Source organism: Rhodothermus marinus (assembly GCF_009936275.1).
GTDB lineage: Bacteria > Bacteroidota > Rhodothermia > Rhodothermales > Rhodothermaceae > Rhodothermus > Rhodothermus marinus_A.
In genome coordinates this window covers 2021620-2044757 of sequence record NZ_AP019797.1, presented here as the reverse complement: position 1 = coordinate 2044757, position 23138 = coordinate 2021620, and the positions used below count along the sequence as shown (strand labels likewise).

Sequence of the window (23138 nt, the reverse complement as noted above, 5' to 3'; positions counted from 1 at the left end):
CGTCAGTCCAGCACTTTAAGACTTGATAGCCCCCCATCGACGGCCAGCACCTGGCCGGTAATCCAGGAAGCATCGGGGCTCAGTAAAAAGGCAATCGCGCGGGCGATATCCTCGGGTTTGCCGAGCCGGCCAAGGGCATGGTAGCGTAGCGAACGCTCAACAGCCTGCTGGCTGGCGAAAAGCGAGGCCGTCATGGGCGTTTCGGTCAGGCCCGGGGCCACGACATTGATACGGATGCCCCGGCGCGCGTAAGAGGCGGCGGCAGCGCGCGCCAGTCCCATGACGGCCGACTTGGCCGCCGCGATGGCTTCATGGTTGGGCAGGCCCTGCATGGCCACCGCCGAAGCCGTCAGTACGATGCTCCCGCCGTCTTTCATCATGGCCCGGACGCTTTCGCGCAACACGTAGAAAGCACTCCAGAAGTTTTGTGCCAGCACCTCTTCCATTTCCTCGTCCCGCGTGGCTACCAGCGACTTGAGCAGGAGCGAGCCGACCAGGTGCGCCACGCCGGCCACACGCCCGTGGTGTTGCCGGGCTGTTTCGAAAACGCGCTGGACCGCTTCAGGCTTGCGCGCGTCGGCCACGACGGCTGTTGCCCCGTAACGGGTGGCCAGTTCGTAGAGAGGATCGGCGCGCCGTCCTACCAGCACCATGGGGCCGAGGCCGCGTCGATGCACTTCGTCTACCAGCACCCTTCCAATCCCTCCCGTCGCGCCAAAAACAACAACGCATCCGTCCATGAAACAGATCAATTGCTTTTGATGATCTTTTTTATTAAAATAAGAACCGACAATACAAAAGTCAAATTCGATCATCATGGCATAAAGATCGGAATGGAGCTTTCGTCTGTAGAAGCGGCCGAGGTGCTCGAAGTGCACGTGTCATCGATCAAGCGATGGAGTCGTGCGGGAAAGCTGAAGGCGGAGCGCACGCCGGGAGGTCATCGACGCTTTGCTCTTGAAACGCTCCTTGCCTTTGCCCGGCAGCAGCAATTAGCGATCGCATTGTTGAAGTTTGCTCCGTACGAAGCACAGGTGTGGGAAGGATTGCAGCAGCTTCGCCAGGGGGTCATCCCGGAGCATCTGATCGCTTTGATGTACCGGTGGCTGCGGGAAGGGCAAAGTGGTCGGCTGATCCGGCTTGTCGTTTTTCTGTATCGACGCGGCGTTTCGGTTGCGGCGCTGGGAGATCTGTTGCTCGGGCCACTGGTAGGACGAATCGGTGTCGACTGGGAGGCGGGGCGGGTAGGCATTGGCGAAGAACACCGCATGACCCACATGCTGATCGATGCGCTTTACGCGCTGAGGCGGCCCGAGGCCGAGCGGGAGGTGCCCTTTGCGCTGGTGGCGTGTCCGGAAAGTGCGCATCATGAGCTGGGGGCACTTCTGGTGCGGCTGATTCTGGAAGAGCTGGGCTGGCGGGTGCTCTATCTCGGGGCAGATGTCCCGCCTGAAGAGGTTGGCTGGCAACAGCAGCAATGGCGGGCTGAACTGGTGGCGCTTTCGTTCGTGCCGCCGCTGACGCGTGCCGACGTGCTGCGCACGCTGCGCGTTCTGGGGCAGCTCTACGATGAAACACGCCCCTACACGCTGGTGCTGGGAGGCAGGGGAGCTGCCGAGGTAGGGGGTCTGCACGGGCCTTTCCGCAGCATTCATATTTTTCAGAAACTGAGCGATTTTGCAAGATGGCTTCGCGACTACACGACGCATCCGCACGCATGAGCCGCTTCGATCGGCTGCTGCTTTACGGGTTGTATGGTTTCACGATCATTGCCATCGCCGGCTTCGGGATTTTCGGACGCCACCCGGAATTGCTTGCCCGCTGGCCGGAGCTTACCGCGTTCTATGCCCGGTCTTTTACGCTCTTTGCGCGGTTGCATGTGCTGCTGACGGCCCTTGTCCTGTTCGTGTACATGGGTCGTCGTACCGGCGGGCGCTGGGTGCCGGCCGGGCTGGTCGTTTACGGCGTGAGCCTGCTCAGCGAGACGCTGGGGACCACGTATGGCGTGCCTTTCGGGACCTACAGCTACACCACCCTGCTCGGAGGAAAGTGGTTCGGCCGCGTGCCCTATCTGATTCCGCTCAGCTGGTTTGTGATGGCGGTGCCCTGTTACGTGCTGGCCCGCGCCGCCTTTTCGGAGCAGCGGTGGTGGCTGGCCCGGCTGCTGCTGGCAACCTATCTGCTGGTGACCTGGGATCTGAGTCTGGATCCGGCCATGAGCTACCTGACGTCGTACTGGACCTGGGGGGAGACCGGCCCTTATTACGGGATGCCGCTGATCAATCTGGCCGGATGGGCGCTGACCGGGCTGGTGATTATGGGTGTACTGGAAGCGATGCGCGCGTTTCGCTGGACCGAAGCGTTCAGCGTGCAGTGGATGACGGTGTTCTATGGAGCGGTGTTGCTGATGCCGCTCGGTATGGTGGCTGTGGCTGGTCTCTGGGGGGCCGTCGCTGCTACGGTCGCCGCACTGGGCCTGGCGGGAAGTGTCGTCTGGCTGATCCGGCGCAGACGGCCGCGCATGGATACAACGGGCACGCTTCCCGTGCGGGATGCCTTCGAGGAAGATGGTACGCGCTTTTTCGCAGCACATGCCCGTTCGTTTTCTTTTGCCGCGCGGCTGTTTCCAAAGGACCTTCGTCAGGAAGTTGTCCTGCTCTATGGTTTCTGTCGGCTTACGGACGATCTGGTAGACGGCGCATCGACGCAGGTTGCGCCCGAGGTGCTGCAGAAGCGCCTGGATCGGTGGCAACGGCAGGTATGGATGGCCTACGAAGGACGCCCCTCCGGACTCCCCTGGCTCGATCGGCTTATGCAACGCTCGCGCCTGGCCGGATTGCGCTGGGAGGTCGTGCAGGCGCTGCTGGACGGGGTGCGCCAGGACATCGGACCGGTCCGAGTGGCTTCCTATGAGGAACTGGATCGCTATGCCTACCGCGTGGGTTCGACGGTAGGTGTCTGGATGTGCTATTTGATGGGGGTGTGCACGCCCCCATTGCTTGCGCGCGCCGAAGCGCTCGGCCGCGCCATGCAGTACACGAACATCGTGCGCGACGTGGGAGAAGATCTGCGGCGTGATCGCCTCTATCTGCCCGCGGATCGGATGGCCGCCTATGGACTGGACCTCGCGGATCTGCTACGTATGCAGCAGACCGGCGTGCTCGATCCTTCCTATGTGGCGCTGCTGGAAGAACTCATGCAGCGGGCCGAACGTGACTATGAGGCCGCCTGGGAGGCCATTCCGGCACTGCCACCGCGCGTTCGCAGTGCCATTGCCGTGGCCGCCGAGGTCTATCGGGGGATTCATGAAGTGCTTCGACAGAACCACTACGACAATCTGACGCGTCGCGCCTACACGACGCTCCCTGAAAAAATCGGTCTTTCGGTGGCTGCACTGCGTCGTCTGCGCCGGGCGGTTTTGATGACAGGTATGCAGGCCCTATGATGCTCGGTTTGTTTGTGCTGTTGCTGTGGACCGGTTCGGTTACGTGCGAAGCTGTAACCGAACCCATCGAATGCGTGCGTCGCTATTACCTGCGCAGTGCCGAAGACGAGAAGGCTATTGCGGCAGGGATGGCTTTCCTGGAAACGCAACGCGCACGTTTGCCTGAAACGCTGGCCAACGCTTACCAGGCGGCGCTGACCATTTTAAAAGCGCGCTACGCTTTCTGGCCGCAGACCAAAATGCGCTACCTCCGGGAGGGGCTTCCGGTTCTGGACAGCCTCGTGGCGGCCCATCCCGATCATATGGAAATTCGATGCCTGCGACTGCTGAGCATTTACTACCTGCCTTTTTTCTTCGGGCGCAAAGAGATGGCCCGCGAAGACATGCGCCGGCTGACGCAGCAGTTGCTGGCCGGGGAGGCATCGCTGCCGGATACCTATCGGCGCATGATGGTGGAATTCCTGCTGGCCAATGCGCCCCTCGATCAGGTGGAGCGGATGCGGTTGCAGACGTTGTATCGTGAACTCCGACGCAGCGAAGCGCGCCTGCCATGAGTCGCCCTGCTTACTGGTGCCCTTCGTTGGTAACGATTTTTTTCGGGATGTTGGCACCCTATCGGCGGTTGTGCCTGCACCGCATCCTCGTTGCAGGACCGCTCGGGTTGCCTGACGACGAACGCGCCGTGTTGCTGTGCGCGAATCACACGAGCTGGTGGGACGGCTTTCTGCTGCGTGAGGTGCACCGTCGCCAGGGAGCAGGGCGTTCCCTTTATACCGTCATGCTGGCATCGCAACGAAGGCGCTTCCCCTGGTTTCGATGGATGGGCGCCCTGGGCCTTGAACCGGGACGGCCGGCTTCCCTTCGCAGGGTGTTTCGTTTCCTGTACCAGGAGCGCCGCCGTCGGCCTTACTGGCTGGCTTTTTTCCCGCAGGGGCGGATCCGCCCGTCTTTTGCCCGGCCGCTTGACTTTCGGCCCGGTGTGCGGCTCATGGTCCGGGCCATACACCCCGGATGGATCATCCCGACGGCGATTCATCTGGAGCCCTTGCGGCATCCGGCTCCCACGGCTTTCGTGGTGATGGGCGCGCCGATCGACACGGCCTGCGATCCCTCACCCGAAGCGCTCGAAACGGCTACCACATTGCTCCTGGACCGGCTACAGGGATGGCTGAGCCGCGTCGGTGAGCATGCCGCCGAAAAATGGGAGGAGTTTTTGGCTGAACATACCGCACAGAATCAGATCCGGACATGAAAGAACATCGTGCCATTGTGATCGGAAGTGGATTCGGAGGTCTGGCCGTTGCCATTCGCCTGCAGGCCATGGGCTTCAAGACGACATTGCTGGAAAAGCGAGAAAAAGTGGGCGGCCGAGCCTATCAGCTGCGAGATCGCGGCTATACGTTCGACATGGGCCCCAGTCTCATTACAGCGCCTTCGATCCTGCGGCGTCTGTTTGCCGCGGCCGGGCGACCGCTTGAAGACTACGTCGAGCTTGTCCCGCTCGATCCTTTTTATCGGGTGTACTTTCACGACGGTACGTATCTCGACTATACGGCCGATCGGGAGCGGATGCGTGCCCAGATGGCCCGCTTCAACCCGCAGGATGCCGCCCGTTACGATCGTTTCATGGAGGCGACGCGGCCCATCTATGAAGCCGTCATCAGGGAAGGACTGGGAGCCCGGCCGTTCGATACACTGGGGAAACTGCTGGCTTTTCTGCCCCGTGCGCTTCGCCTCGGTGCGATTCAGCCCGTCGCCCGATTTGCCAGCCGCTATTTCGAAGATTTTCGCCACCATTTTCTCTACAGCTTTCATCCGCTTTTTATCGGGGGCAATCCGTTCCGGGCACCGGCCGTCTACATCATGATCCCTTATCTGGAACGGGAAGAGGGCGTCTGGTTTGCCCGGGGAGGGATGTACAGCCTGGTGGAGGCAATGGCCCGTCTGTTTATGGAAATCGGGGGGCGTATCCATACCGGTACACCGGTGCAGCGGATTGTCGTGCAGAAGGGAAAGGCGGTCGGGGTAGAGGCCGCCGACGGGTTTCATCCGGCCGAGCTGGTGGTGAGCAATGCAGATCCGGGCTACACCTACCAGTATCTGGTCGATCCGGCCTGGCGCCGGCGCTGGACCGATCGGCGCATCGCGCGACTGCATTACAGCATGAGTTGCTTTCTGCTGTATCTGGGCGTCAGGCGCACCTACCCACAACTGCTCCATCACACGTTGATGCTCTCACCGCGGTATCGCGAGCTGATCGAAGACATCTTCGAACGCAAGGTGCTGGCGCCGGATTTCAGCCTCTATCTGCATGCGCCCACGCGTACCGACCCCACGATGGCGCCACCCGGTTGTGAAAGCCTCTATGTGCTGGCACCCGTGCCGCATTTGCAGGCGTCGATCAACTGGTCTGAAGAAGCACCGCGCTATGCCGAGCGCTTACTCGAATTCCTGGAGGCCTGGGGACTGGAAGGTTTACAGGAGAATCTGGAAGTGTGCCACTACTTTACGCCCGAGGATTTTGCCCGGCATTTGAATGCGCCTTACGGTAGCGCCTTCAGTATCGAACCACGCCTTACCCAGACCGCATACTTCCGGCCGCACAACCGGAGCGAAGACATCCGGGGACTCTATCTGGTCGGAGCAGGCACGCATCCCGGCGCCGGACTGCCGGGCGTGGTGCTCTCGGCCGAGGCGACCGCCTGGGCCATCGCGCAGGATTACAATGTAACGTCGCCTTCGACTGCTGCGCTCGCCTCGGCATAAGCCGGCGGCTCGAAGAGCAGGCGGGGCATCAGACGGTCGCGCAGTGCGAAAAAGGCGTCGCGCAGCGAATCGGGCACGGGCTCGCCGGGGGGCAACTGCTCGCGCAGAGGATCCACCTGGCGGCCGTTTTTCCAGAAGCGGTAGCACACGTGCGGTCCCGTGGCCAGCCCCGTGCTGCCCACGTAGCCGATCACCTGGCCCTGGCGCACGCGCACGCCGGGCCGGATGCCCTTCGCAATGCGCGAAAAGTGCAGGTAGCCGGTCGTGTAGACCGCATTGTGCCGGATTTTGACGTAATAGCCGTTGTACTGATTGTAGCCGGCCTCGATCACCACGCCGTCACCGGTGGCATAGACGGGCGTGCCGGCCGGAGCGGCATAGTCGGTGCCCAGGTGGGGCTTGTAGCGTTTCTGAACGGGGTGGAAGCGGCGCAGGCTGTAGCGCGAGGTGATGCGGCTGTAGCGGAGCGGCGCTTTCAGGAAAGCCTTGCGCAGGTTGCGGCCGGCCTCGTCGTAGTAGTCCACGCCGCCGTCGTGCTCGAAGCGAAACGCGTAGAAGTCCTCGCCCATGTGCTGAAAGCGGGCGGCCAGCACCCGTTCGATGCCTACCGGCTCACCGTCGATCAGCGTCTCTTCGTAGAGGGCCACGAAGCGGTCGCCACGCTGAATGCGGTAAAAGTCGATCTGCCAGGCGAAAATCTCCGAAAGCCGAACGGCCAGTTCCGGATCGGCGTCGGCAGCCTGAAGCGTCTCGTACAGGGAGCTTTCGATGACGCCCTGTGCGGTGCGCAGTACGCGCTCGACGGCCCGCCGACCCGTATAGACCCGCACCGGCTCGCGCAGGTCGAACACCACGTATCGCACGGGATCGGGCTGATAGACGAACACGCGGGCGCCCGTGGAGTCGCGGTAAACGTGAAGCGGACGGCCGGCCTGCAGGCGACGCACGTTGAACACGTCGCGCGCCGCTTCGGCCAGCGCCAGCACGTCGGCATAGGGTACGTCGTAGCGCGTCAGGATGTCGGCGAACGTCTCGCCCCGCCGGATGCGGTGCGTGCTACGTTCAAAGGGTCCTTCTTCGATGCCGAAGGCGTCGTACACGATGGTGACCGGGCGAAAGGCCGCAGACCGACCAGGCCTGGAGGCGGAAGGCGGGTCGATTGGGCGGCTACGGACATACCACAGCGCCATCACCGCAGCGCCCACAAGCAACAGCAGCAGGAAAAAACGAACCGGACGTTTCACTTCGACCGTGCGACGTGTTTCCATGCGGGATACAGCTTCAGGATCAGAACCACCTGCGACGCCGGAATATACGCGAAGTTGGGCAATTCATGAAGCCGGCCATGTATTTTTCAGAAGATTCGCTCGGCCAGCCCGCGAAAGAAGGTCCAGAGCGTAAGTGCCGCCAGGCGCACGGTCTGGCGGTCGCGGTCCAGGCGTGGGTTGCATTCGACGAGGTCGATAGACCGGACGGCCGGGCAGCGGCCGGCCTCGTAGGCGGCCTGCAGCCAGTGCTCGGGATCCAGGCCGTCGATGCTCGGGGCGCTGACGCCGGGTGCGAAGGCCTGATCGACGGCGTCCAGGTCGAAGCTGACCATGAGCGGCGCGTGGGCCTGATGATAGAGATCGGTGATCCGGTCGGCGGTCAATGCGTCGCGCCAGACGTAGTGGGCGTGCTGCTCATGCAGAAAGTGCAGATGCTCGGGCGCGACGCTGTGCGGCAGTAGACCGGCCACCGTGTAGCTCCGGCACCGCTTCGAGGGATGGGTGAGCGCCTGGCGAAACGGCGAGCCCGAATGGGCCTTTCCGTCCCGGAGCGGCCGCACGTCGGCATGGGCGTCCCAGTTCAGGATGTGCACGGACTGCTCGGCGTGCACGTAGGCCAGAAAGTGGGCGTAGGCGGTTTCGTGGCCGCCGCCCAGGATGACGAGCAGCTTCCCCTCGCGCAGTAACGGGGCCATGAGCCGTCCGAAATGCTCCTGGGACGCCTCCAGCGTACGCTTCAGGCGCAGGTCGCCCAGATCGAACGTGTGCGCCAGCAGTTCGGTGAAGGCCTTTCCGGAGCGGGGATCGGGCGTGAGGCGGTAGAAGGCTTCGCGGATGGCTCGGGGCGCCTCGCGGGCACCGGGGCGGCCGCCGTTGCGGCGCACGCCCGTGTCGGACGGAAAGCCGACGAGCACGATGCGGGCCGCTTCCACGCTCCGGACGGCCCGGCCGAGGAGCTGGCCCACGCGCAGGTCCGTCGGGTCCCAGGGATCGGACGGTTCAGGTGGCGGCAGAAAGGCGTCAGGCGGTAGCGTCATGGTCTTCGAGGCGCTTTCCTCCGATGAACGTGGCCTGTACAGCATTGGGACGGAAGTGATAGAGCCAGTGATCCACGTCCTCGGCGTCGATCAGGATGAAGTCGGCTTTTTTGCCGGGTTCGAGCGATCCCAGCTCGCGGTCGCGCCCGATGGCCCGGGCAGCATAGCAGGTGGCCCCCTTCAGCGCTTCGGCCGGCGTCAGGCCGCAGAGCACGCAGGCCAGCGTCATGGCCAGCGGCAGGTGGTAGGACGGGGCGCTTCCGGGATTGAAGTCGGTGGCGACGGCCACCGGCACGCCCGCTTCGACGAAGCGGCGGGCGTCCATGGGCCGCTGGCGCAGATATAGCGTGGCGATCGGGAGCGCGACGGCCACCACGCCGGCCCGTGCCATTGCCTGAATGCCTTCGTCGGAGGCGTACTCCAGATGATCGGCCGAGACGGCCCCGACCTCGGCCGCCAGGCGGGCGCCGCCACCATCGTGCAACTGGTCGGCGTGCAGCTTCGGCCGCAGCCCGAACGCTTTGCCGCGCTCCAGAATGCGCCGGGCTTCCTCCACGGTGAAGGCGGTCTCTTCCACGAACACATCGCAGCATTCGGCCAGCCGCTCGCGGGCCACGTGGGGGATCAATTCGTCCGTAATCAACTGCAGGTAGGCTTCGCGGCGGTCTGCGTACTCCGGCGGCACGATGTGGGCGGCCAGCAGAGTGGGGATCAGTCGGACCGGCTGGGTCGCCTGCAGCCGTCGATAGACGCGCAGCAGCTTCAGTTCTTCTTCGAAGGATAGCCCGTAGCCGCTTTTGGTCTCGACGGTCGTGATGCCCAGACGGGCCATCTCGCGCAGAAAGCCCAGGCAACGATGGTACAGCGCGTCTTCCGAAGCGGCCCGCGTCTGCGCGACCGTGCGCCGGATGCCGCCGCCCTGTCGGGCAATCTCCAGATAGGAGACGCCCCGGCAGCGGAGTCGGAATTCGTCGGCGCGCCAGCCCCCGAAGGCCAGGTGCGTGTGGCAATCGACCAGGCCGGGCGCCACCAGGCAGCCGCCCGCGTCGAGGCGTGGCATTTCCCGAAAGCGGACGGGCAGCTCGGCCTCGGGCCCCACCCAGCGGATTGTGTCGCCTTCCCAGGCCAGCGCCGCCCGCTCGATGGAGTGCAGCGTCTCCTGGCCGCCTTCGGCCCGGCAGGTCAGGAGCTGGCGGATGTTCGTCAGGACCGGCATCAGTGCAACGGGCGCAGCTCGCGGGCCACCAGATCGGGCAGTTCCCGGCTCCGTATCATCTCCAGACAGCGGGCGATGTCCTGCTGGTAGAAGTAATCGGCTTCGCGATGGGGCACGTGCCGGCGCACGTAGTGGTGGACAATCTCCACGCCCCGTCCGGGCCGCAGCGGCAGCCGATAGTCGAGCGCCTGGGCGGCCGTGAACAGCTCGATGGCCAGCACGTGCTCGACGTTCTCCAGCACGGTCAGCAGCTTCAGCGCGCTGATGCTGCCCATGCTCACGTGGTCTTCCTGGCCCAGGCTGGTCGGGATCGAATCGACCGAGGCCGGGTGGCAGAGCACTTTGTTTTCGGAGACGAGTGCAGCGGCCGTGTACTGGGGGATCATGAAGCCTGAGTTGATGCCGGTGTCTTTCATCAGCAGGCGGGGCAGGCCGTCGTGCCCCTCCAGCAGCAGGTAAGTGCGGCGCTCCGAGATGCTGGCCAGCTCGGCCAGCGCCATGGCGGCCAGATCGAGCGCCAGCGCCAGCGGCTGACCGTGGAAGTTGCCGCCGCTGAGGATGTCGCCGTTTTCGAAGACGAGCGGGTTGTCGGTGGCCGAATTGATCTCGATCTCCACGACGCGGCGGGCATAGTCGAGCGCGTCGCGGCTGGCCCCGTGTACCTGCGGCACGCAGCGCAGGCAGTAGGGGTCCTGCACCTTACCGCAGTGCCGGTGGGATTCGAGGATCTCGCTATCGACAAGCAACGTGCGGATGTTTTCGGCCACAAGGGCCTGGCCGGGATGCGGACGCACGGCCTGGATGCGGGGATCGAATGGCTTGATGCTTCCCTGCAGCGCTTCGAGGCTCATGGCCGCCAGGATGTCGGCCACTTTCACCAGATGCAATGCCTTTTCGAGCACGTAGGCGCCGCAGGCGCTCATGAACTGGGTGCCGTTGATGAGCGAGAGGCCGTCTTTCGGTTGCAGGCGAATCGGCGAAAGACCCGCTTCGGCCAGCACCTCGGCGGCCGGACGCACCGCAGTGCCGTCTTCGTTCCAGAAGTAGCCGTGGCCGATGAGCGGCAATGCCAGATGAGCCAGCGGGGCCAGGTCGCCCGAGGCGCCCACGCTTCCGCGGCTGGGCACGGCCGGGATCAGGTCGCGCTCGGCAAAGTCCAGCAGCCGTTCGAAGGTCGGCACCGAGATGCCCGAGTAGCCGAGGCCCAGCGCGTGGATCTTCAGCAAGAGCATCAGCCGGCACAGTTCGCGGGGCAGCCAGGGACCCACGCCCACCGCGTGGCTGATGAGCAGGTTTTCCTGAAGTTGCGCCAGTTTGTCGTCCGGGATGCGGGTGCGGGCCAGTGCACCGAAGCCGGTGTTGATGCCGTAGTAAACGCCGCCGCTCTGCAGCGCCGCCTCGACGCGGGCCCGCGAGGCGGCTACGGCCGAATGGTCCCGCCGCAGCTCCTCGACGCGCCGCTCCAGGTCTTCGTAGAGTGAATCAATCCGAACCGAAAACTCCAGCGTGGGCAGGGGATATTCCATGGTCTTTGCAATCACGTTGGCAACAACACGTAGGGGCGTACCAGCTGTGTGCGTTCGCAACCAACGGCCTTACCCGGTGATCATGGGCAGATCGAGGCCGCGTTCGCGGGCCGTCTGGATGGCCAGTTCGTAGCCGGCGTCGGCATGGCGCATGACGCCCGTGCCGGGATCGGCCGTCAGCACGCGCTCGAGGCGGAAGTCGGCCTGCTCGGTGCCGTCGGCCACGCAGACCATGCCGGCATGGATCGAATAGCCGATGCCCACGCCGCCGCCGTGGTGGATCGAAACCCAGCTGGCGCCGCAGGCCGTGTTGAGCAGGGCGTTGAGCAGCGGCCAGTCGGCGATCGCGTCGGAGCCATCCTTCATGCCCTCGGTTTCGCGGTTGGGCGAGGCCACCGAACCGGCATCCAGATGGTCGCGGCCGATCACAATGGGCGCTTCGATTTTGCCTTTGCGCACCAGCCAGTTGAACTTCAGGCCCATTTCGGCCCGCTCGCCGTACTCGAGCCAGCAGATGCGGGCGGGCAGCCCCTGGAAGCGCACCTTTTCCCGTGCTTTCTTGATCCAGCGGACCAGGCTTTCCTTGTGCGGGAAGGTTTCGATGACGGCCTGATCGGTGACGGCGATGTCGTTCGGGTTACCCGAAAGCGCCGCCCAGCGGAATGGTCCGGCACCCCGGCAGAAGAGGGGCCGGATGAAGGCGGGCACGAAGCCCGGAATGCGGAAGGCCTCCTTCATGCCGCGATGGTCGGCCACCTGGCCGCGCAGGTTGTTGCCGTAGTCGAAGACCACGGCGCCCAGCTCCTGCAGTTTCAACATGGCCTCGACGTGCCGCTGCATGGAGTCGAGTACGGCCTCCTCGTAGCCCTTCGGATCCTTTTCGCGGAAGGCGGCCGCCGACTCCACGGTGTGGCCGGACGGAATGTAGCCGTAGCGCAGGTCATGGGCGGCCGTCTGGTCGGTGACCACATCGGGCACGATGCCCCGGCGCACCAGCTCGGGCAGTACGTCGGCGATGTTGCCCAGCAGGCCCACCGAGAGCGCCTCGCCGCGCTCCCGCGCCCGGAGGACCAGCTCCAGCGCTTCGTCGAGGTCGGTGCTCATGCGGTCGAGGTAGCCCGTGCGGATGCGGCGCTGGATGCGCTCCGGATCGACCTCGACGCCCAGGAAGGCGGCTTCGTTCATGGTGGCGGCCAGTGGCTGGGCCCCGCCCATACCACCCAGGCCCGCCGTTACCACCAGTCGGCCTTTCAGCGTGCCGCCGAAGTGCTGGCGCGCACATTCGGCGAACGTCTCGTAGGTGCCCTGCAGGATGCCCTGGGTGCCGATGTAGATCCAGGAGCCGGCCGTCATCTGGCCGTACATGGTCAGGCCCAGCGCCTCCAGCCGCCGGAATTCGTCCCAGGTGGCCCAGCGGGGGACCAGGTTGCTGTTGGCGATGAGCACGCGCGGGGCCAGTTCGTGCGTGCGGAATACGCCTACCGGCTTGCCGCTCTGCACGAGCAGCGTCTCGTCGTTTTCCAGGCGCTTGAGCGTCTCGACAATCTTGTGGAAGCAGGCCCAGTTGCGGGCGGCCTTGCCGGTGCCGCCGTAGACGATGAGTTCTTCGGGTTTCTCGGCGACTTCCGGGTCCAGATTGTTCATCAGCATGCGGAGGGCGGCCTCCTGATGCCAGCCCTTGCAGTGCAACGTGGTGCCGCGCGGGGCGCGAACGGTGATCGGCGTCGTCTCCATGGCGACCGGGTGTCTTGATCAAAAGCGCTTCCGGGGTCAATTTAACAAAGCAACGTGCCGGATAAAAGTTCGGCGTCAGGTGCGTTTTTCCGGCAGCCAGGGCGTTTCGGCCACGTGCCGCCGGTGGTTGAGCCATCGAGCCAGCACGAAAAGCAGGTCGGAGAGACGGTTCAGAAAGCGCAGCACCTCGGGATTGAGCGTCTCCTGCTGCATGGCTTTGACGACGTGCCGCTCGGCCCGGCGGCAGACCGTGCGGGCCACGTGCAGCATGGCCGCAGCCGGCGCACCGCCCGGCAGGATGAACGTCTTCAGCGGGGGCAGTTGTGCTTCGAGCCGGTCGATTTCCTGTTCGAGCGCTTCCACGTGACGGGGTTCGATGCGGACGGTGCGGGCGCGGCTGTCGAGCGGAGTGGCCAGGTCGGCGCCGGTGTCGAAGAGCATGCCCTGCAGGCGCTGGAGCAGGGCGTCGAGTTCGTTTTCTTCGGGCAGCAGGTGCGCGCGCACCAGTCCGAGCCAGGAGTTCAGCTCGTCCACCGTCCCGTAGGCGGCAATGCGCGGGTGGGATTTGGGCACGCGTCCCCCGCCGAAGAGTCCGGTCGTGCCGTCGTCGCCGGTGCGGGTGTAAATCTTCATGCGGACGTTGCGTTTTCGGTGATCGGGTGGAGGTACTGAATGCAGGGCAGGCCGTCGGGCAGGTAGTGGATACGGGCGGCCATGCGGAAGACGCGGGCGATGAGCGCTTCGGCGAGCACTTCGGCCGGGGGACCGTCGGCCACGAGGCGGCCCCGATGCAGCACGAGCAGGCGATCGGCGTAGCGGGCGGCCAGCGACAGGTCGTGAAAGACGGCCACGACCGTACGGCCTTCGGCCACCAGACCGCGCACGCGGTCGAGGAATTCGAACTGGTAGTGCACGTCGAGGTGGGCCGTGGGCTCGTCGAGCAGCAGCAGGTCGGCCTCCTGGGCCAGTGCCTGGGCCAGAAAGACGCGCTGCTGCTCGCCGCCGCTGAGCGTGTGGATCAGCCGATGGGCGGCGTCGGCCAGGTCGACGGCGGCCAGCGCTTCGCGCACGCGGGCGCGGTCGGCCGCCGTGAACGGCTCGAGCCAGCCCTTGTGTGGGGCGCGGCCCAGCAGCACGATGTCCTCGACGGTGAAGTCGAACGCCAGCGTGGGGGCCTGTCGCACGACGGCCACCTGGCGGGCCAGTGCCCGGCGCGGCCAGCTTCGCAGCGGCCGTCCCCGCAGCGACAGGTGTCCCGTGTAGGGAAGGACGCCACTGATCGTGCGGATCAGCGTGGTTTTGCCGCTGCCGTTCGGTCCCAGCAGGCCTACGAAGGAACCGGCCGGGATCTCGAAGGTGAGCCCGTCCAGAATCGTACGTCCACCTAGCGCTACCCGCAATCCATTGGCCGCAACCATGCCTTCGACGACTTGCCCGCAGGATCGACGCCCCTATGCTACGACGGCCGGCCGTCTGGTGCAAGCCGCGCTGCTGCTTCTTCTGATTTTGACGGGATGCGACAACCGCCAGCAGGAAGATTTTCTGAGCGCGGCGTTTCGGCCGCCGGAAGGCTTCACGCGCACCGACGAAAACGGCCAGGTGCTCTCGGAAGACCCGGACGACTGGCGGGTGGCACCGGCCTTCCGGGGGTATCTACGCTTCGATCCGGCCTATCCGAACCCGTACACAGGAAGCGGTGAAGTGCGCGTGCCGTTTCACGTCTTTTCGTCGCTGAGCGGCTCGCTGAGCATCTGGGCCGAGGACGTGGAAGGCCGCATGCGGCTGCTGGACGAGCACCCTTCGCTCTCGCAGCCCGGCACCTACGTGTTCATCTTCGACCCCCTCATCCTGACCCCCGACCGCAATCTGGCCCGCCTACAGGGGCTGCACCGGCTTTTCATCTACCGGGGCAACGATCTGGTCTCGTATGGCGATCTGATGATTCAGACGCCATAGCTTATCGTATGAGCATCAGACGGCGTGTAACGCTGAACGTGGCGCCCTGAATGCGATACAGGTAGAGTCCACCGGGAAGATCACCGGCTTCGATCTGAAACACGTAGGGTGTATTAGCGGAAAGTACGCCCTCATAGAGGAGACGGACCCGTTGCCCCAGCAGGTTGAACAATTCGATACGTACGGGTTGCGTGGCGCTTACGGTCAATGTAAACGAGGTGCGCGTCTGAAATGGATTGGGAGCAGCTGGTACGAGCTGGTAGGTAGGCGACGGGGGCGTCGTCTGTCCGTAAACCGGGCTCCCTGCGAAGGATAGCAAGCCCCACAGCAGAAGTAAGCTGCATGTCTGTAACAATCGCCGCATGATCGTATCGGAAAGAAAGCCGTTTCGAAGAGCGAGCAACAAAAATTGTTCGCAAGGGCTTGAAAGGGTCGGGCAAGGTGTATGTTTCGAGGAGATTTCAGGAGGCGGCGCGTTCGAGGCGATCCATGAGGGCCAGGCCGAGTCCGGTTCGGGGTACACGCTGGGCGTAGATGCGCGTGCAGCCCTGCGCGTCGCAGCGGCGGAAGAAATCGAACAGTTCGTAGGCATACGTTTCCACGTCCGGGCAGATGCAGCAGGCGCCGAACGCTTCAGGGTGGGCGGGCGGGGTCAGGCCGATGTAGGCATGGCGCGGATCGGGAACGGCTTCGTCCGGGTGATCGACCAGCACCACACGGGCCTGCGGGGCATAGTGGCGGTAGCGCGTGCCCGGGCTGCGCGCTTTGAGTGACATTTCATTGCCCACCAGGCGCGTTTCGGGCACCACTTCGCGGAGCGCCTCCAGCGGTACGGCACCGGCCCGCAGTACCACCGGCTCGGGTCCGGTACAGTCCACCACGGTCGATTCCAGTCCCATGTCGCTCCGGTCACCCTGCAGAATGCAGGCGATGCGGCCGTTCAGGTCGGCATAGACGGCCTCCCAGCGGGTCGGGCTGGGGCGGCCGGAGCGGTTGGCCGACGGAGCGGCCACCGGCGTGCCACAGGCCTCCAGGAACGCCCGCGCTACCGGGTGGCGGGGCATGCGCACGCCCACCGTGGGCAACCCGGCCGTCACCTCGTCGGGCACGTCCGGGTGGCGCGGTAGCACCAGCGTCAAGGGGCCGGGAAAGAACCGTTCCATGAAGCGCCGGGCGGCTTCCGGCACGTCGCGTACCAGGCGCGCAAGCTGATCGAGATGGGCAATGTGCACGATGAGCGGGTTGTCGAGCGGTCGGCCTTTGGCTTCGAAAATTTTCCGGACGGCCTCCGGATTGAACGCATCGGCCCCGAGCCCGTAGACCGTCTCGGTGGGGAAGGCCACCAGCTCGCCCCGGCGAATCAGGGCGGCCGCCTCGTGCACGTCGGTCGTCAGCAGGGTTTCTCTGGAAGCCATACGCGTCAATCGTCGGGGGCGGCTTGCGCCAAAAGCGGATCTCGGTCGGCGGTTGTTTTCGCGTTTTTATAACGGCACGCTTCTATCCTGCTGCATCGGCACCGTTCGGTCATGAGCAACGCTGCACAGCGCTATCTTCAGGCCTGCCTGCGGGCCTACTGGCAGGGCACGCCGATGCCCGCGCCGGCGGGTCCGGCGGATCCGGCCGAAGTGGCCCGGCTGGCCGTGCAGCAGGGCGTGGGACCGCTGCTGTACCGGGCGCTGAAGGCGGCTTCCCCGGCGAAGGTTCCCGAGGCGCTGCTGGCGGCCCTGCGGCCGCATTACCTGGCGGCGGTGGCGCAGGCCGGCCTGCAGGTCCGGGAGGTGCAGCGGCTGCACCGGGCGTTCGAAGCGACGGGCGTGCCCGTCCTGTTCTACAAAGGGGTCGTGCTGGGACGGATGGCCTACGGCGATCCGGCATTGCGTCCGGCATCCGACATCGATCTGCTGGTGGCCGAGCCTGACTTCGACCGGGCCGAGGCCGTGGTGTTCGAACTGGGGTACCATCGGGACGTGCCGCATCGGGGGATGGTACGCCGGGTGTATCTGCGGCTGCAGCGCGAGCATCCGTACCGGACGCCGGACCGCCTGCTGATGGTCGATCTGCACACGGGGGTGGCTCCCTGGCGCTTTGCGCCCCAGCCGGATATCCGGGCATTGCTGGCGGAAGCGCGGCACATCGACCTGGGCGGACAGACGGTGCGGACGCTTCCGGTCGAAGCGTTGCTGCCGCTGCTCTGCCTGCACAGCGCCAAACATCAGTGGCGCAGCCTGAAATGGATGTGCGACGTGGCCGGGTTGTTGCGGCACTTTCCGGAGTTAGACTGGGAGCGCGTCTGGCAGATAGCCCGGCAATGGCAATGCCGGCGTATGGTACGGCTGGGGTTGTGGCTGGTGCACGAGGGGCTGGGCGTTGCATTGCCGGCGGAGGCGCTTCGGATCGTCCGGCAGGACCGGCGCGTGGAACGACTGGCCCGGCACGTTCTGGACGGCATCGGGCGTTCGGACGCCTGGCGATCTTTCTGGCAACGCTTTGCTTTCCATGTGCAGTGCCGGGAGCATCCGGCCGCGCGGCTGCGCTACCTGCTGCTGACGACGCTTTTTTACACGACGCGCCCGCTGCTGGGCATTCAACATTGAGGGACGTATGCTGACCCGTTTGCGCAACCTGCAAAATCAGGGGCGCGTGCGACAGGCTCCCGCCACGCCTGACATGGTGCAGCCGCCCTCGCTCCGACGGTTGCTCCGACTGAGCTGGCGGCATCGCATCTGGCGCAAATGGCAACGGGGCGATCTGCGGTGGCTCCGACAGATCTTCCGGCTGATCGTCCGGGTCGAACGAAATCAACGACGACTTCCGCTGCCGGCCCTGCTGGCGCTGTTTGAACCCGGTCCGGAGGATGCGCCCCTTGGAGAAGATGAGCTCCGGCGCGTCGAGCGTCTGACGCTGGCGGTGCTCCGACGGCTTTACGGGCGCGACTTCTGCATGAAGCAGGCGTTGCTGCTGTATCATTTCTACCGGCGGGCCGGTAAGCCTGTGTGCATTCGCTTCGGGGTAACGCGCGAAAACGGCCAGTTGCGGGGGCACGCCTGGGTGGAATGGGAAGGACGGCCGGTGGCCGAAGCCGTCGATCCGCGGCAACAATTTGCCATTACCTACACGCACCCACCCGACGGGCACCGCGCATGAAGACGAGTTACAGCTTCGAGCGATTCGTGCTGCTGCTGGAAAGTGAGCGACCCGCACTGCAACAGCAGGCCGATCGGGTGCTCCGCTACCATCGCTTCAGGCCTGGACGGCAGAACGCCACCCCGGACTGGACGCTTCGGCTTTTTCCGGCGACCCGTGACGATCCGGCCTGGCCCGTCGTATTCGAGACGGCTTCCTGCCGGTTGCTGGCGGGGGCGTCGGGCTGGTGGCTCCGGTACGGTCCGGTGGCATTCAGGGGGCAGGGTACGGAACTGGACGGCTACGTGCCCTCCGGTGCCGAGACGCGGCCCGAGTTTGCCTTCGGGCTGGTGCTGGCCGTGAGTCTGTTATTGCGCGAGAAAGGTTGGTTCGGCCTGCATGCGGCCGGGCTGGTCTGGCGCGACAGCGGCGTGCTGCTGGTGGGGCGGAGCGATTCGGGCAAATCGACACTGGCCTACAGTCTGGTCCGGCGCGGGTGGTCCTATCTGACCGACGACGCCGTACTGGTGCATCGAAGCGGGGAGGACATCGTGGCGGTTTCCTTTCGGGAGGATTTCGGGCTCGATCCGGAGAGTGCACGCTATTTTCCCGAGGTAGCTGCCTGCCCGGATCGGCAACCCACCGATCCGGCGAAGTTGCGCGTGCGGATGGACCGGCTGCATCCCGGGCGGTTTCAGCCGCGGTGTCGTCCGGTGCTGTTGATTTTTCCAGAACGTGCCGATATTCCGGAAAGTCGGCTGGTGCCGCTTCGGCGCAGCGAGGCCTTCGGGCGACTGGTGCAGGCCAGTCTGCTGCTCGGGCGCGCGGATGATCCCGCGGAACGCCGTTTGCTTGACGTGATGGGGCGGTTGGTCCGCCAGGCACCGGCTTACCTGCTGGAGGCCGGTCCGGACCTGCTCGATCGGCCCGGGCGGCTGGAGCAAATGCTGGCGGCCGCCCTCCCGGAATCATCGGTATCGGTTCACCAGACCAGCGCGTAAGGCATGGCACGCTACGAGCCGGATCCGCGCGTGAACTTTACGCGGTTCGACGAAGGCGAAGGGGTGCTGCTGCACCTGGAGACCAAATCGTACTACACGCTGAACGCGACGGGTGTATTCATCTGGGAGCAGCTGGAAGCCGGTCGCCGGACGATCGAAGAGCTGGTGGCGGCGTTGCTGGACCACTACGAGGTGACGCAGGAGGAGGCCGAACGCCAGGTGCGGGCCTTTCTGGATGAGTTGGTGCGAGAAGGGCTGGTACAGTGCCAGGAATAGGCCCGGGAACGAAAGCAATGGGGGAACGTGTACAGCACGTTTCTGATGAGGCCAGGTTAAAGGTTTGTTATTGCGCTTGGTAGTTCGGTGTTTTTGTTGTAAATTTCTGCCGGATCCCGGGGTGTCCGGGGCGTGTAATTCCGTTATGGCAACCCTGGAAAAGCCTTCCCGTATCGCAACACGCACATAGGGCCACGGCATACGGCACGCGCCTGCGGGCACACCGTGACGGTTCGGGTCGTTCGGTGCATCTCAGTCCGTGGGTGGGTGCCATGAAAGGGCAGGTACTGGTCTTGAACCAGGATTACAGCGCGCTGACCGTCTGCAGTGTAGAGCGCGCCGTCGTACTGGTGCTGCTGCGCAAGGCCGAAGTGGTGGCGGCACGTCCCGGTCGCTTTGTGCGCTCGCCCAGCGTGCAGCTTCCCTGGCCCAGCGTGGTGCGCCTCAAGTGGTACGTCCGGGTGCCCTACAAGCACATCATGTTGAACCGACGTAACATTCTGCGCCGGGATGGCTACCGGTGCCAGTACTGCGGCAGCCGGGAAAACCTGACCGTCGACCACATCATCCCGCGCTCGCGGGGTGGTCGGGACACCTGGGAGAACCTGGTTACGGCCTGTACGCGCTGTAATAATCGGAAAGGAAACCGCACGCCCGAGGAGGCCGGCATGAAGCTGCGGAGCCGGCCGTTCCGTCCCAGCCACATCATGTTCATCCGGGAGTTTGTCGGGACGATCGACGACGCCTGGAAGCCGTATCTGTTCATGGCATAGCGGGCCTGCAAAGAATCCGCAAGGCGCAAAACCGGAACGTCACCCGGACGTTTGGTTTTCCACGCCTGGATGTCTAAACGAGAGAAATCGCCTTGCGGAAACCGTCGCTTTCGTTGTGGATCGCCCGGGTGCTCTGGTTGGCACCCGGCCTGTTGTTCGCGCTGGGGCTGTACCTGGGCTGGTCGGCCTACCGGATGCTCCGCACCTGGCAGGAGGGCATTTCGGCCATGGCCGAAATCACCGAGCTGGAGATCTCGCAGCGGGTGGACGTGACGTACGATTATGTAAACCTGCGCATTCGGTTGCCGGACGGACGGGTGCTGGAACGCAACCGGTTGAGCCTGCCGCACACGCTGGCGCCATTGCTGCGCGGACGCGACTCGGTCGAGGTGCGGGTCCGGCCGGAAAACCCGGAGGACGTGGTCATCGTGGAACTGGCCCGGGCCCAGTGGCGCATGGCCCTGATTCAGGCCGTCATGAGTCTGCTGGGCGGGGTGCTTTTTGCCGTCGGCGTGGCCTGGTGGAACCGACTGCTGCGCCGGCAGGGTGACCCGGCATGGCGCACACCGGAAACCTGACGCCTGAGATGGACCTGAAGCCTTGGCTTGCGCGCGTGGTCGATGCCATTCGGGACTGGGAAGCGTCCTGGGGGCCTTACCCGCCGCATCCGTCTCTGCAGGTTGACCCGCACGAACTGGAGGCGGCGCTGAGCCGCTACCTGGAGCGCCTGCGGGGAAACTATCCCTTCTTCCATCCTCGCTATGCCGGGCAGATGCTCAAACCGCCCCATCCGGTTGCCGTGATCGGCTATCTGGCGGCCCAGCTCATCAACCCGAACAACCATGCGCTGGACGGCGGGCCGCCCACCGGGGAAATGGAAAAAGAAGTGGTGCGGGCGCTGGCCGTCATGCTGCACCTGCCCGAGACCACGCTCGGCCACCTGACCGGCGGGGGCACCATGGCCAACCTGGAGGCGCTCTGGGTGGCGCGCTGCCTGCATCCGGACCGGGGCGTGGCGTTTTCACGGGAAGCGCACTACACCCACGGCCGCATGAGCGGCGTCCTGCAACTCGAGGCCGTGGAGGTACCCACCGATGCCGAAGGGCGCATGGACCTCGAGGCGCTTGAAGCGGTGCTGCGCACTGGGCGCATCGGAACCGTCGTGCTGACGGCCGGCACGACGGGGCGTGGCGTGGTCGATCCGATCGCCGACGCACTGCCGCTCTGTCGTCGGTATGGCTGTCGGGTGCACGTCGATGCCGCCTACGGAGGCTTTTTTGCGCTGCTGGCCCATGCCGACGCGCCGGAGCTGGCCCCGGACACCCGGCGCCACCTGAGGGCCATAGCCGACTGCGACTCGGTGGCGATCGACCCGCACAAGCACGGCCTGCAGCCGTACGGCTGCGGGGCCATTCTCTTCCGGGATCCTTCGGTAGGCCGGTTCTACCGGCACGATTCGCCCTACACCTATTTCACGTCCGACGCACTGCATCTGGGCGAGATCAGCCTGGAGTGCTCGCGGGCAGGAGCGGCCGCCGGGGCGCTCTGGCTCACGCTGCAGGTGTTGCCGCTGGCGGCCGATCGCGGACTGGGGCCGATCCTGGCTGCCTGTCTGCGGGCCGCCCGCCGCTGGGCCGCGTTGCTGGAGACCTCGGAGGTACTCCGATTGGTGCAACGGCCCGAGCTGGACATCCTGACGTTCTATCCCGTGCCATTGACTTCCACGGCCTCGGCCGTGGACGCGGCCAGTCAGCGGCTTTTTCAGGAGGCCATGGAGAATCAGGAAGATCCGGTGTTTCTCAGTGTGCTGCGGCTGCGCACCGAGGCGCTTCGGCATCGCTGGCCGACGTTGCAGGCAGACCGGCCGGAAGTCCGCGTGCTACGAAGCGTGCTGATGAAGCCGGATCATGAAACGTACGTGCCCCATCTGCACGAGCGACTCGAGCATCTAGCCCGTCGTATTCAGACTTCGACAGCGGTATGAGTGAAGCGATCGATCGGCTGGTGGGACGCAATCCGGTGCGGGAGGCGCTGGAGCAGGAGGAAACCCGCGTGGAGAAGGTGCTGCTCCAGGAGGGAGTCGGCGGGCCGGCGATCGAGGCCATCCGGCGGGCGGCACGGGCGCACGGCGTTCCCGTACAGGTCGTTCCGAAAGCCCGACTGGACCGGCTGGCCGCAGGGGCCGTGCACCAGGGCGTGGTAGCCTTCGTGGCACCGGTGCACTACCGAACGCTGGAAGAGTTGCTGGAAGCGGTAGCCCCTTCACCTGAAGCCGTTCAGGAACGCCAGCCGCTGCTGGTGGCGCTGGACCAGATCGAAGACCCGCACAATTACGGCGCTATTTTGCGGACGGCTGCGGCGGCCGGCGTGGCCGGGGTGCTGGTGCCGAGGCATCACATGGCCCCGCTGAACGCTGCCGCCCTCAAAGCCAGCGCCGGTGCAGCCCTGCGCGTGCCCATCGCCCATGTAACGAACCTGGCCCGGGCGCTGGAGACGCTCAAAGCGCACGGATTCTGGGTGGCCGGCGCCAGTCCCTCCGGCGACGTTTCTGTGTGGGAGATGGACTGGCACCGGCCGCTGGTGCTTGTGCTGGGCAACGAAGGACGCGGGCTACGCTCCGGTGTGGCCCGGGCGTGCGATCTGCTCGTCTCGATCCCGCTGCGCGGCCCCGTCGAATCGCTCAACGTCTCGGTGGCCGCCGGCATTCTGCTGTTTGCGGCCACCCGCACGCGCCCTTAGCGCGTACCGTTACCCCGATAGACGATCTTCCGAATCGTATCGAATTGCAGGTAGGGGTACTCCTCCTGGATCCGCTCGATGGCGTCGTAGGCGGGCACGTTCTGAGCGCGTAATTGCCGAAAGCGTTTGCGGATCTGATAGTCGCGGACGCTCTTGGCATCCAGCAGATTGTGCTCGACCAGCAACTGGTACACCTCGTCGCTGATCAGATCGGCCAGCGGGTTGCGGTGTTTGACAAGGGCTTCCATAGGTCCGGCTGCTGATTGTGAAAGAACCCG

At 65.0% G+C, this 23138-nt stretch carries 25 protein-coding genes; 14 read left to right on the top strand and 11 right to left on the bottom strand.

What is annotated here, in order from left to right:
* Positions 1-2: 2 nt before the first annotated feature.
* Positions 3-740: an SDR family NAD(P)-dependent oxidoreductase gene (locus GYH26_RS08870; protein WP_161541340.1), complete on the bottom strand. Its 738-nt coding sequence runs from the start codon at positions 738-740 to the stop codon at positions 3-5.
* A 93-nt stretch (positions 741-833) separates the two neighbouring features.
* Between GYH26_RS08870 and GYH26_RS08865 the strand changes: the two genes are divergently transcribed.
* From GYH26_RS08865 to GYH26_RS08845, 5 genes are read left to right on the top strand one after another with little or no spacing between them, the layout of a single operon-like run.
* Complete coding sequence (locus GYH26_RS08865) at positions 834-1721, top strand: cobalamin-dependent protein (RefSeq protein WP_161541339.1); 888 nt, start codon at positions 834-836, stop codon at positions 1719-1721.
* The gene (locus GYH26_RS08860; protein WP_161541338.1) at positions 1685-3445 is read left to right on the top strand and encodes a carotenoid biosynthesis protein; all 1761 of its coding nucleotides are present in this window, start codon (positions 1685-1687) and stop codon (positions 3443-3445) included. The genes GYH26_RS08865 and GYH26_RS08860 overlap by 37 nt, the downstream gene beginning before the upstream one ends.
* Positions 3442-3999: a hypothetical protein gene (locus GYH26_RS08855; protein WP_161541337.1), complete on the top strand. Its 558-nt coding sequence runs from the start codon at positions 3442-3444 to the stop codon at positions 3997-3999. The genes GYH26_RS08860 and GYH26_RS08855 overlap by 4 nt, the downstream gene beginning before the upstream one ends.
* Positions 3996-4697 carry a lysophospholipid acyltransferase family protein gene (locus GYH26_RS08850; RefSeq protein WP_161541336.1) on the top strand — a complete coding sequence of 234 codons (702 nt, stop codon included), beginning with the start codon at positions 3996-3998 and terminating at the stop codon, positions 4695-4697. The genes GYH26_RS08855 and GYH26_RS08850 overlap by 4 nt, the downstream gene beginning before the upstream one ends.
* The gene (locus tag GYH26_RS08845) at positions 4694-6211 is read left to right on the top strand and encodes a phytoene desaturase (protein ID WP_161541335.1); all 1518 of its coding nucleotides are present in this window, start codon (positions 4694-4696) and stop codon (positions 6209-6211) included. The genes GYH26_RS08850 and GYH26_RS08845 overlap by 4 nt, the downstream gene beginning before the upstream one ends.
* Here the strand turns inward: GYH26_RS08845 and GYH26_RS08840 are convergent.
* The 7 genes from GYH26_RS08840 to GYH26_RS08810 form a co-directional block, all read right to left on the bottom strand.
* Positions 6166-7479 (bottom strand): peptidoglycan DD-metalloendopeptidase family protein, encoded by a 1314-nt coding sequence (locus GYH26_RS08840; RefSeq protein WP_161541334.1) that lies wholly within the window; start codon positions 7477-7479, stop codon positions 6166-6168. The two genes, GYH26_RS08845 and GYH26_RS08840, sit on opposite strands and share 46 nt — an antisense overlap.
* An 86-nt stretch (positions 7480-7565) precedes the next feature.
* Positions 7566-8516, bottom strand: coding sequence for a formimidoylglutamase (locus tag GYH26_RS08835; protein WP_161541333.1), 951 nt, complete (start codon positions 8514-8516; stop codon positions 7566-7568).
* Positions 8500-9732 carry an imidazolonepropionase gene (gene hutI, locus GYH26_RS08830; RefSeq protein ID WP_161541332.1) on the bottom strand — a complete coding sequence of 411 codons (1233 nt, stop codon included), beginning with the start codon at positions 9730-9732 and terminating at the stop codon, positions 8500-8502. Before hutI ends, GYH26_RS08835 begins: the two co-directional genes overlap by 17 nt.
* Positions 9732-11258, bottom strand: a complete 1527-nt coding sequence (gene hutH, locus GYH26_RS08825) for a histidine ammonia-lyase (RefSeq protein WP_161541331.1) — start codon at positions 11256-11258, stop codon at positions 9732-9734. The genes hutI and hutH overlap by 1 nt, the downstream gene beginning before the upstream one ends.
* 69 nt (positions 11259-11327) lie before the next feature.
* Complete coding sequence (hutU, locus tag GYH26_RS08820) at positions 11328-12992, bottom strand: urocanate hydratase (RefSeq protein ID WP_161541330.1); 1665 nt, start codon at positions 12990-12992, stop codon at positions 11328-11330.
* A gap of 75 nt (positions 12993-13067) precedes the next feature.
* On the bottom strand, positions 13068-13625 hold the full coding sequence (locus GYH26_RS08815; protein ID WP_161541329.1) for a cob(I)yrinic acid a,c-diamide adenosyltransferase: 558 nt from the start codon (positions 13623-13625) through the stop codon (positions 13068-13070).
* Entirely contained in the window at positions 13622-14410 is a 789-nt protein-coding gene (locus GYH26_RS08810; protein WP_161541328.1) for an ABC transporter ATP-binding protein, read from the bottom strand. The genes GYH26_RS08815 and GYH26_RS08810 overlap by 4 nt, the downstream gene beginning before the upstream one ends.
* Here GYH26_RS08810 and GYH26_RS08805 point away from each other — a divergent pair.
* On the top strand, positions 14409-14948 hold the full coding sequence (locus tag GYH26_RS08805; RefSeq protein WP_242006348.1) for a hypothetical protein: 540 nt from the start codon (positions 14409-14411) through the stop codon (positions 14946-14948). The genes GYH26_RS08810 and GYH26_RS08805 overlap by 2 nt on opposite strands.
* Position 14949: 1 nt before the next feature.
* Here the strand turns inward: GYH26_RS08805 and GYH26_RS08800 are convergent, their stop codons facing one another.
* Positions 14950-15267, bottom strand: a complete 318-nt coding sequence (locus tag GYH26_RS08800) for a T9SS type A sorting domain-containing protein (protein ID WP_161552568.1) — start codon at positions 15265-15267, stop codon at positions 14950-14952.
* A gap of 142 nt (positions 15268-15409) precedes the next feature.
* On the bottom strand, positions 15410-16363 hold the full coding sequence (locus GYH26_RS08795) for an L-threonylcarbamoyladenylate synthase (RefSeq protein WP_161541326.1): 954 nt from the start codon (positions 16361-16363) through the stop codon (positions 15410-15412).
* Positions 16364-16474: 111 nt separating this feature from the next.
* Between GYH26_RS08795 and GYH26_RS08790 the strand changes: the two genes are divergently transcribed.
* The 8 genes from GYH26_RS08790 (at position 16475) to rlmB (ending at position 22860) form a co-directional block, all read left to right on the top strand.
* Entirely contained in the window at positions 16475-17542 is a 1068-nt protein-coding gene (locus GYH26_RS08790; RefSeq protein ID WP_161541325.1) for a nucleotidyltransferase domain-containing protein, read from the top strand.
* Between the two features lie 7 nt (positions 17543-17549).
* Positions 17550-18092 (top strand): lasso peptide biosynthesis B2 protein, encoded by a 543-nt coding sequence (locus GYH26_RS08785; RefSeq protein WP_161541324.1) that lies wholly within the window; start codon positions 17550-17552, stop codon positions 18090-18092.
* Positions 18089-19072: a serine kinase gene (locus GYH26_RS08780; RefSeq protein ID WP_161541323.1), complete on the top strand. Its 984-nt coding sequence runs from the start codon at positions 18089-18091 to the stop codon at positions 19070-19072. The genes GYH26_RS08785 and GYH26_RS08780 overlap by 4 nt, the downstream gene beginning before the upstream one ends.
* A 3-nt stretch (positions 19073-19075) precedes the next feature.
* Positions 19076-19348 (top strand): PqqD family protein, encoded by a 273-nt coding sequence (locus GYH26_RS08775; protein ID WP_054684645.1) that lies wholly within the window; start codon positions 19076-19078, stop codon positions 19346-19348.
* Positions 19349-19620: 272 nt separating this feature from the next.
* The gene (locus GYH26_RS08770; protein WP_161541322.1) at positions 19621-20121 is read left to right on the top strand and encodes an HNH endonuclease; all 501 of its coding nucleotides are present in this window, start codon (positions 19621-19623) and stop codon (positions 20119-20121) included.
* A 92-nt stretch (positions 20122-20213) separates the two neighbouring features.
* Positions 20214-20699 (top strand): DUF3592 domain-containing protein, encoded by a 486-nt coding sequence (locus tag GYH26_RS08765; protein WP_161541321.1) that lies wholly within the window; start codon positions 20214-20216, stop codon positions 20697-20699.
* 8 nt (positions 20700-20707) lie between these two features.
* The gene (locus GYH26_RS08760; protein ID WP_161541320.1) at positions 20708-22105 is read left to right on the top strand and encodes a pyridoxal phosphate-dependent decarboxylase family protein; all 1398 of its coding nucleotides are present in this window, start codon (positions 20708-20710) and stop codon (positions 22103-22105) included.
* Entirely contained in the window at positions 22102-22860 is a 759-nt protein-coding gene (gene rlmB, locus GYH26_RS08755) for a 23S rRNA (guanosine(2251)-2'-O)-methyltransferase RlmB (protein ID WP_161541319.1), read from the top strand. The genes GYH26_RS08760 and rlmB overlap by 4 nt, the downstream gene beginning before the upstream one ends.
* Here the strand turns inward: rlmB and GYH26_RS08750 are convergent.
* Complete coding sequence (locus GYH26_RS08750; protein WP_054686021.1) at positions 22857-23108, bottom strand: hypothetical protein; 252 nt, start codon at positions 23106-23108, stop codon at positions 22857-22859. The two genes, rlmB and GYH26_RS08750, sit on opposite strands and share 4 nt — an antisense overlap.
* Positions 23109-23138 lie beyond the last annotated feature (30 nt).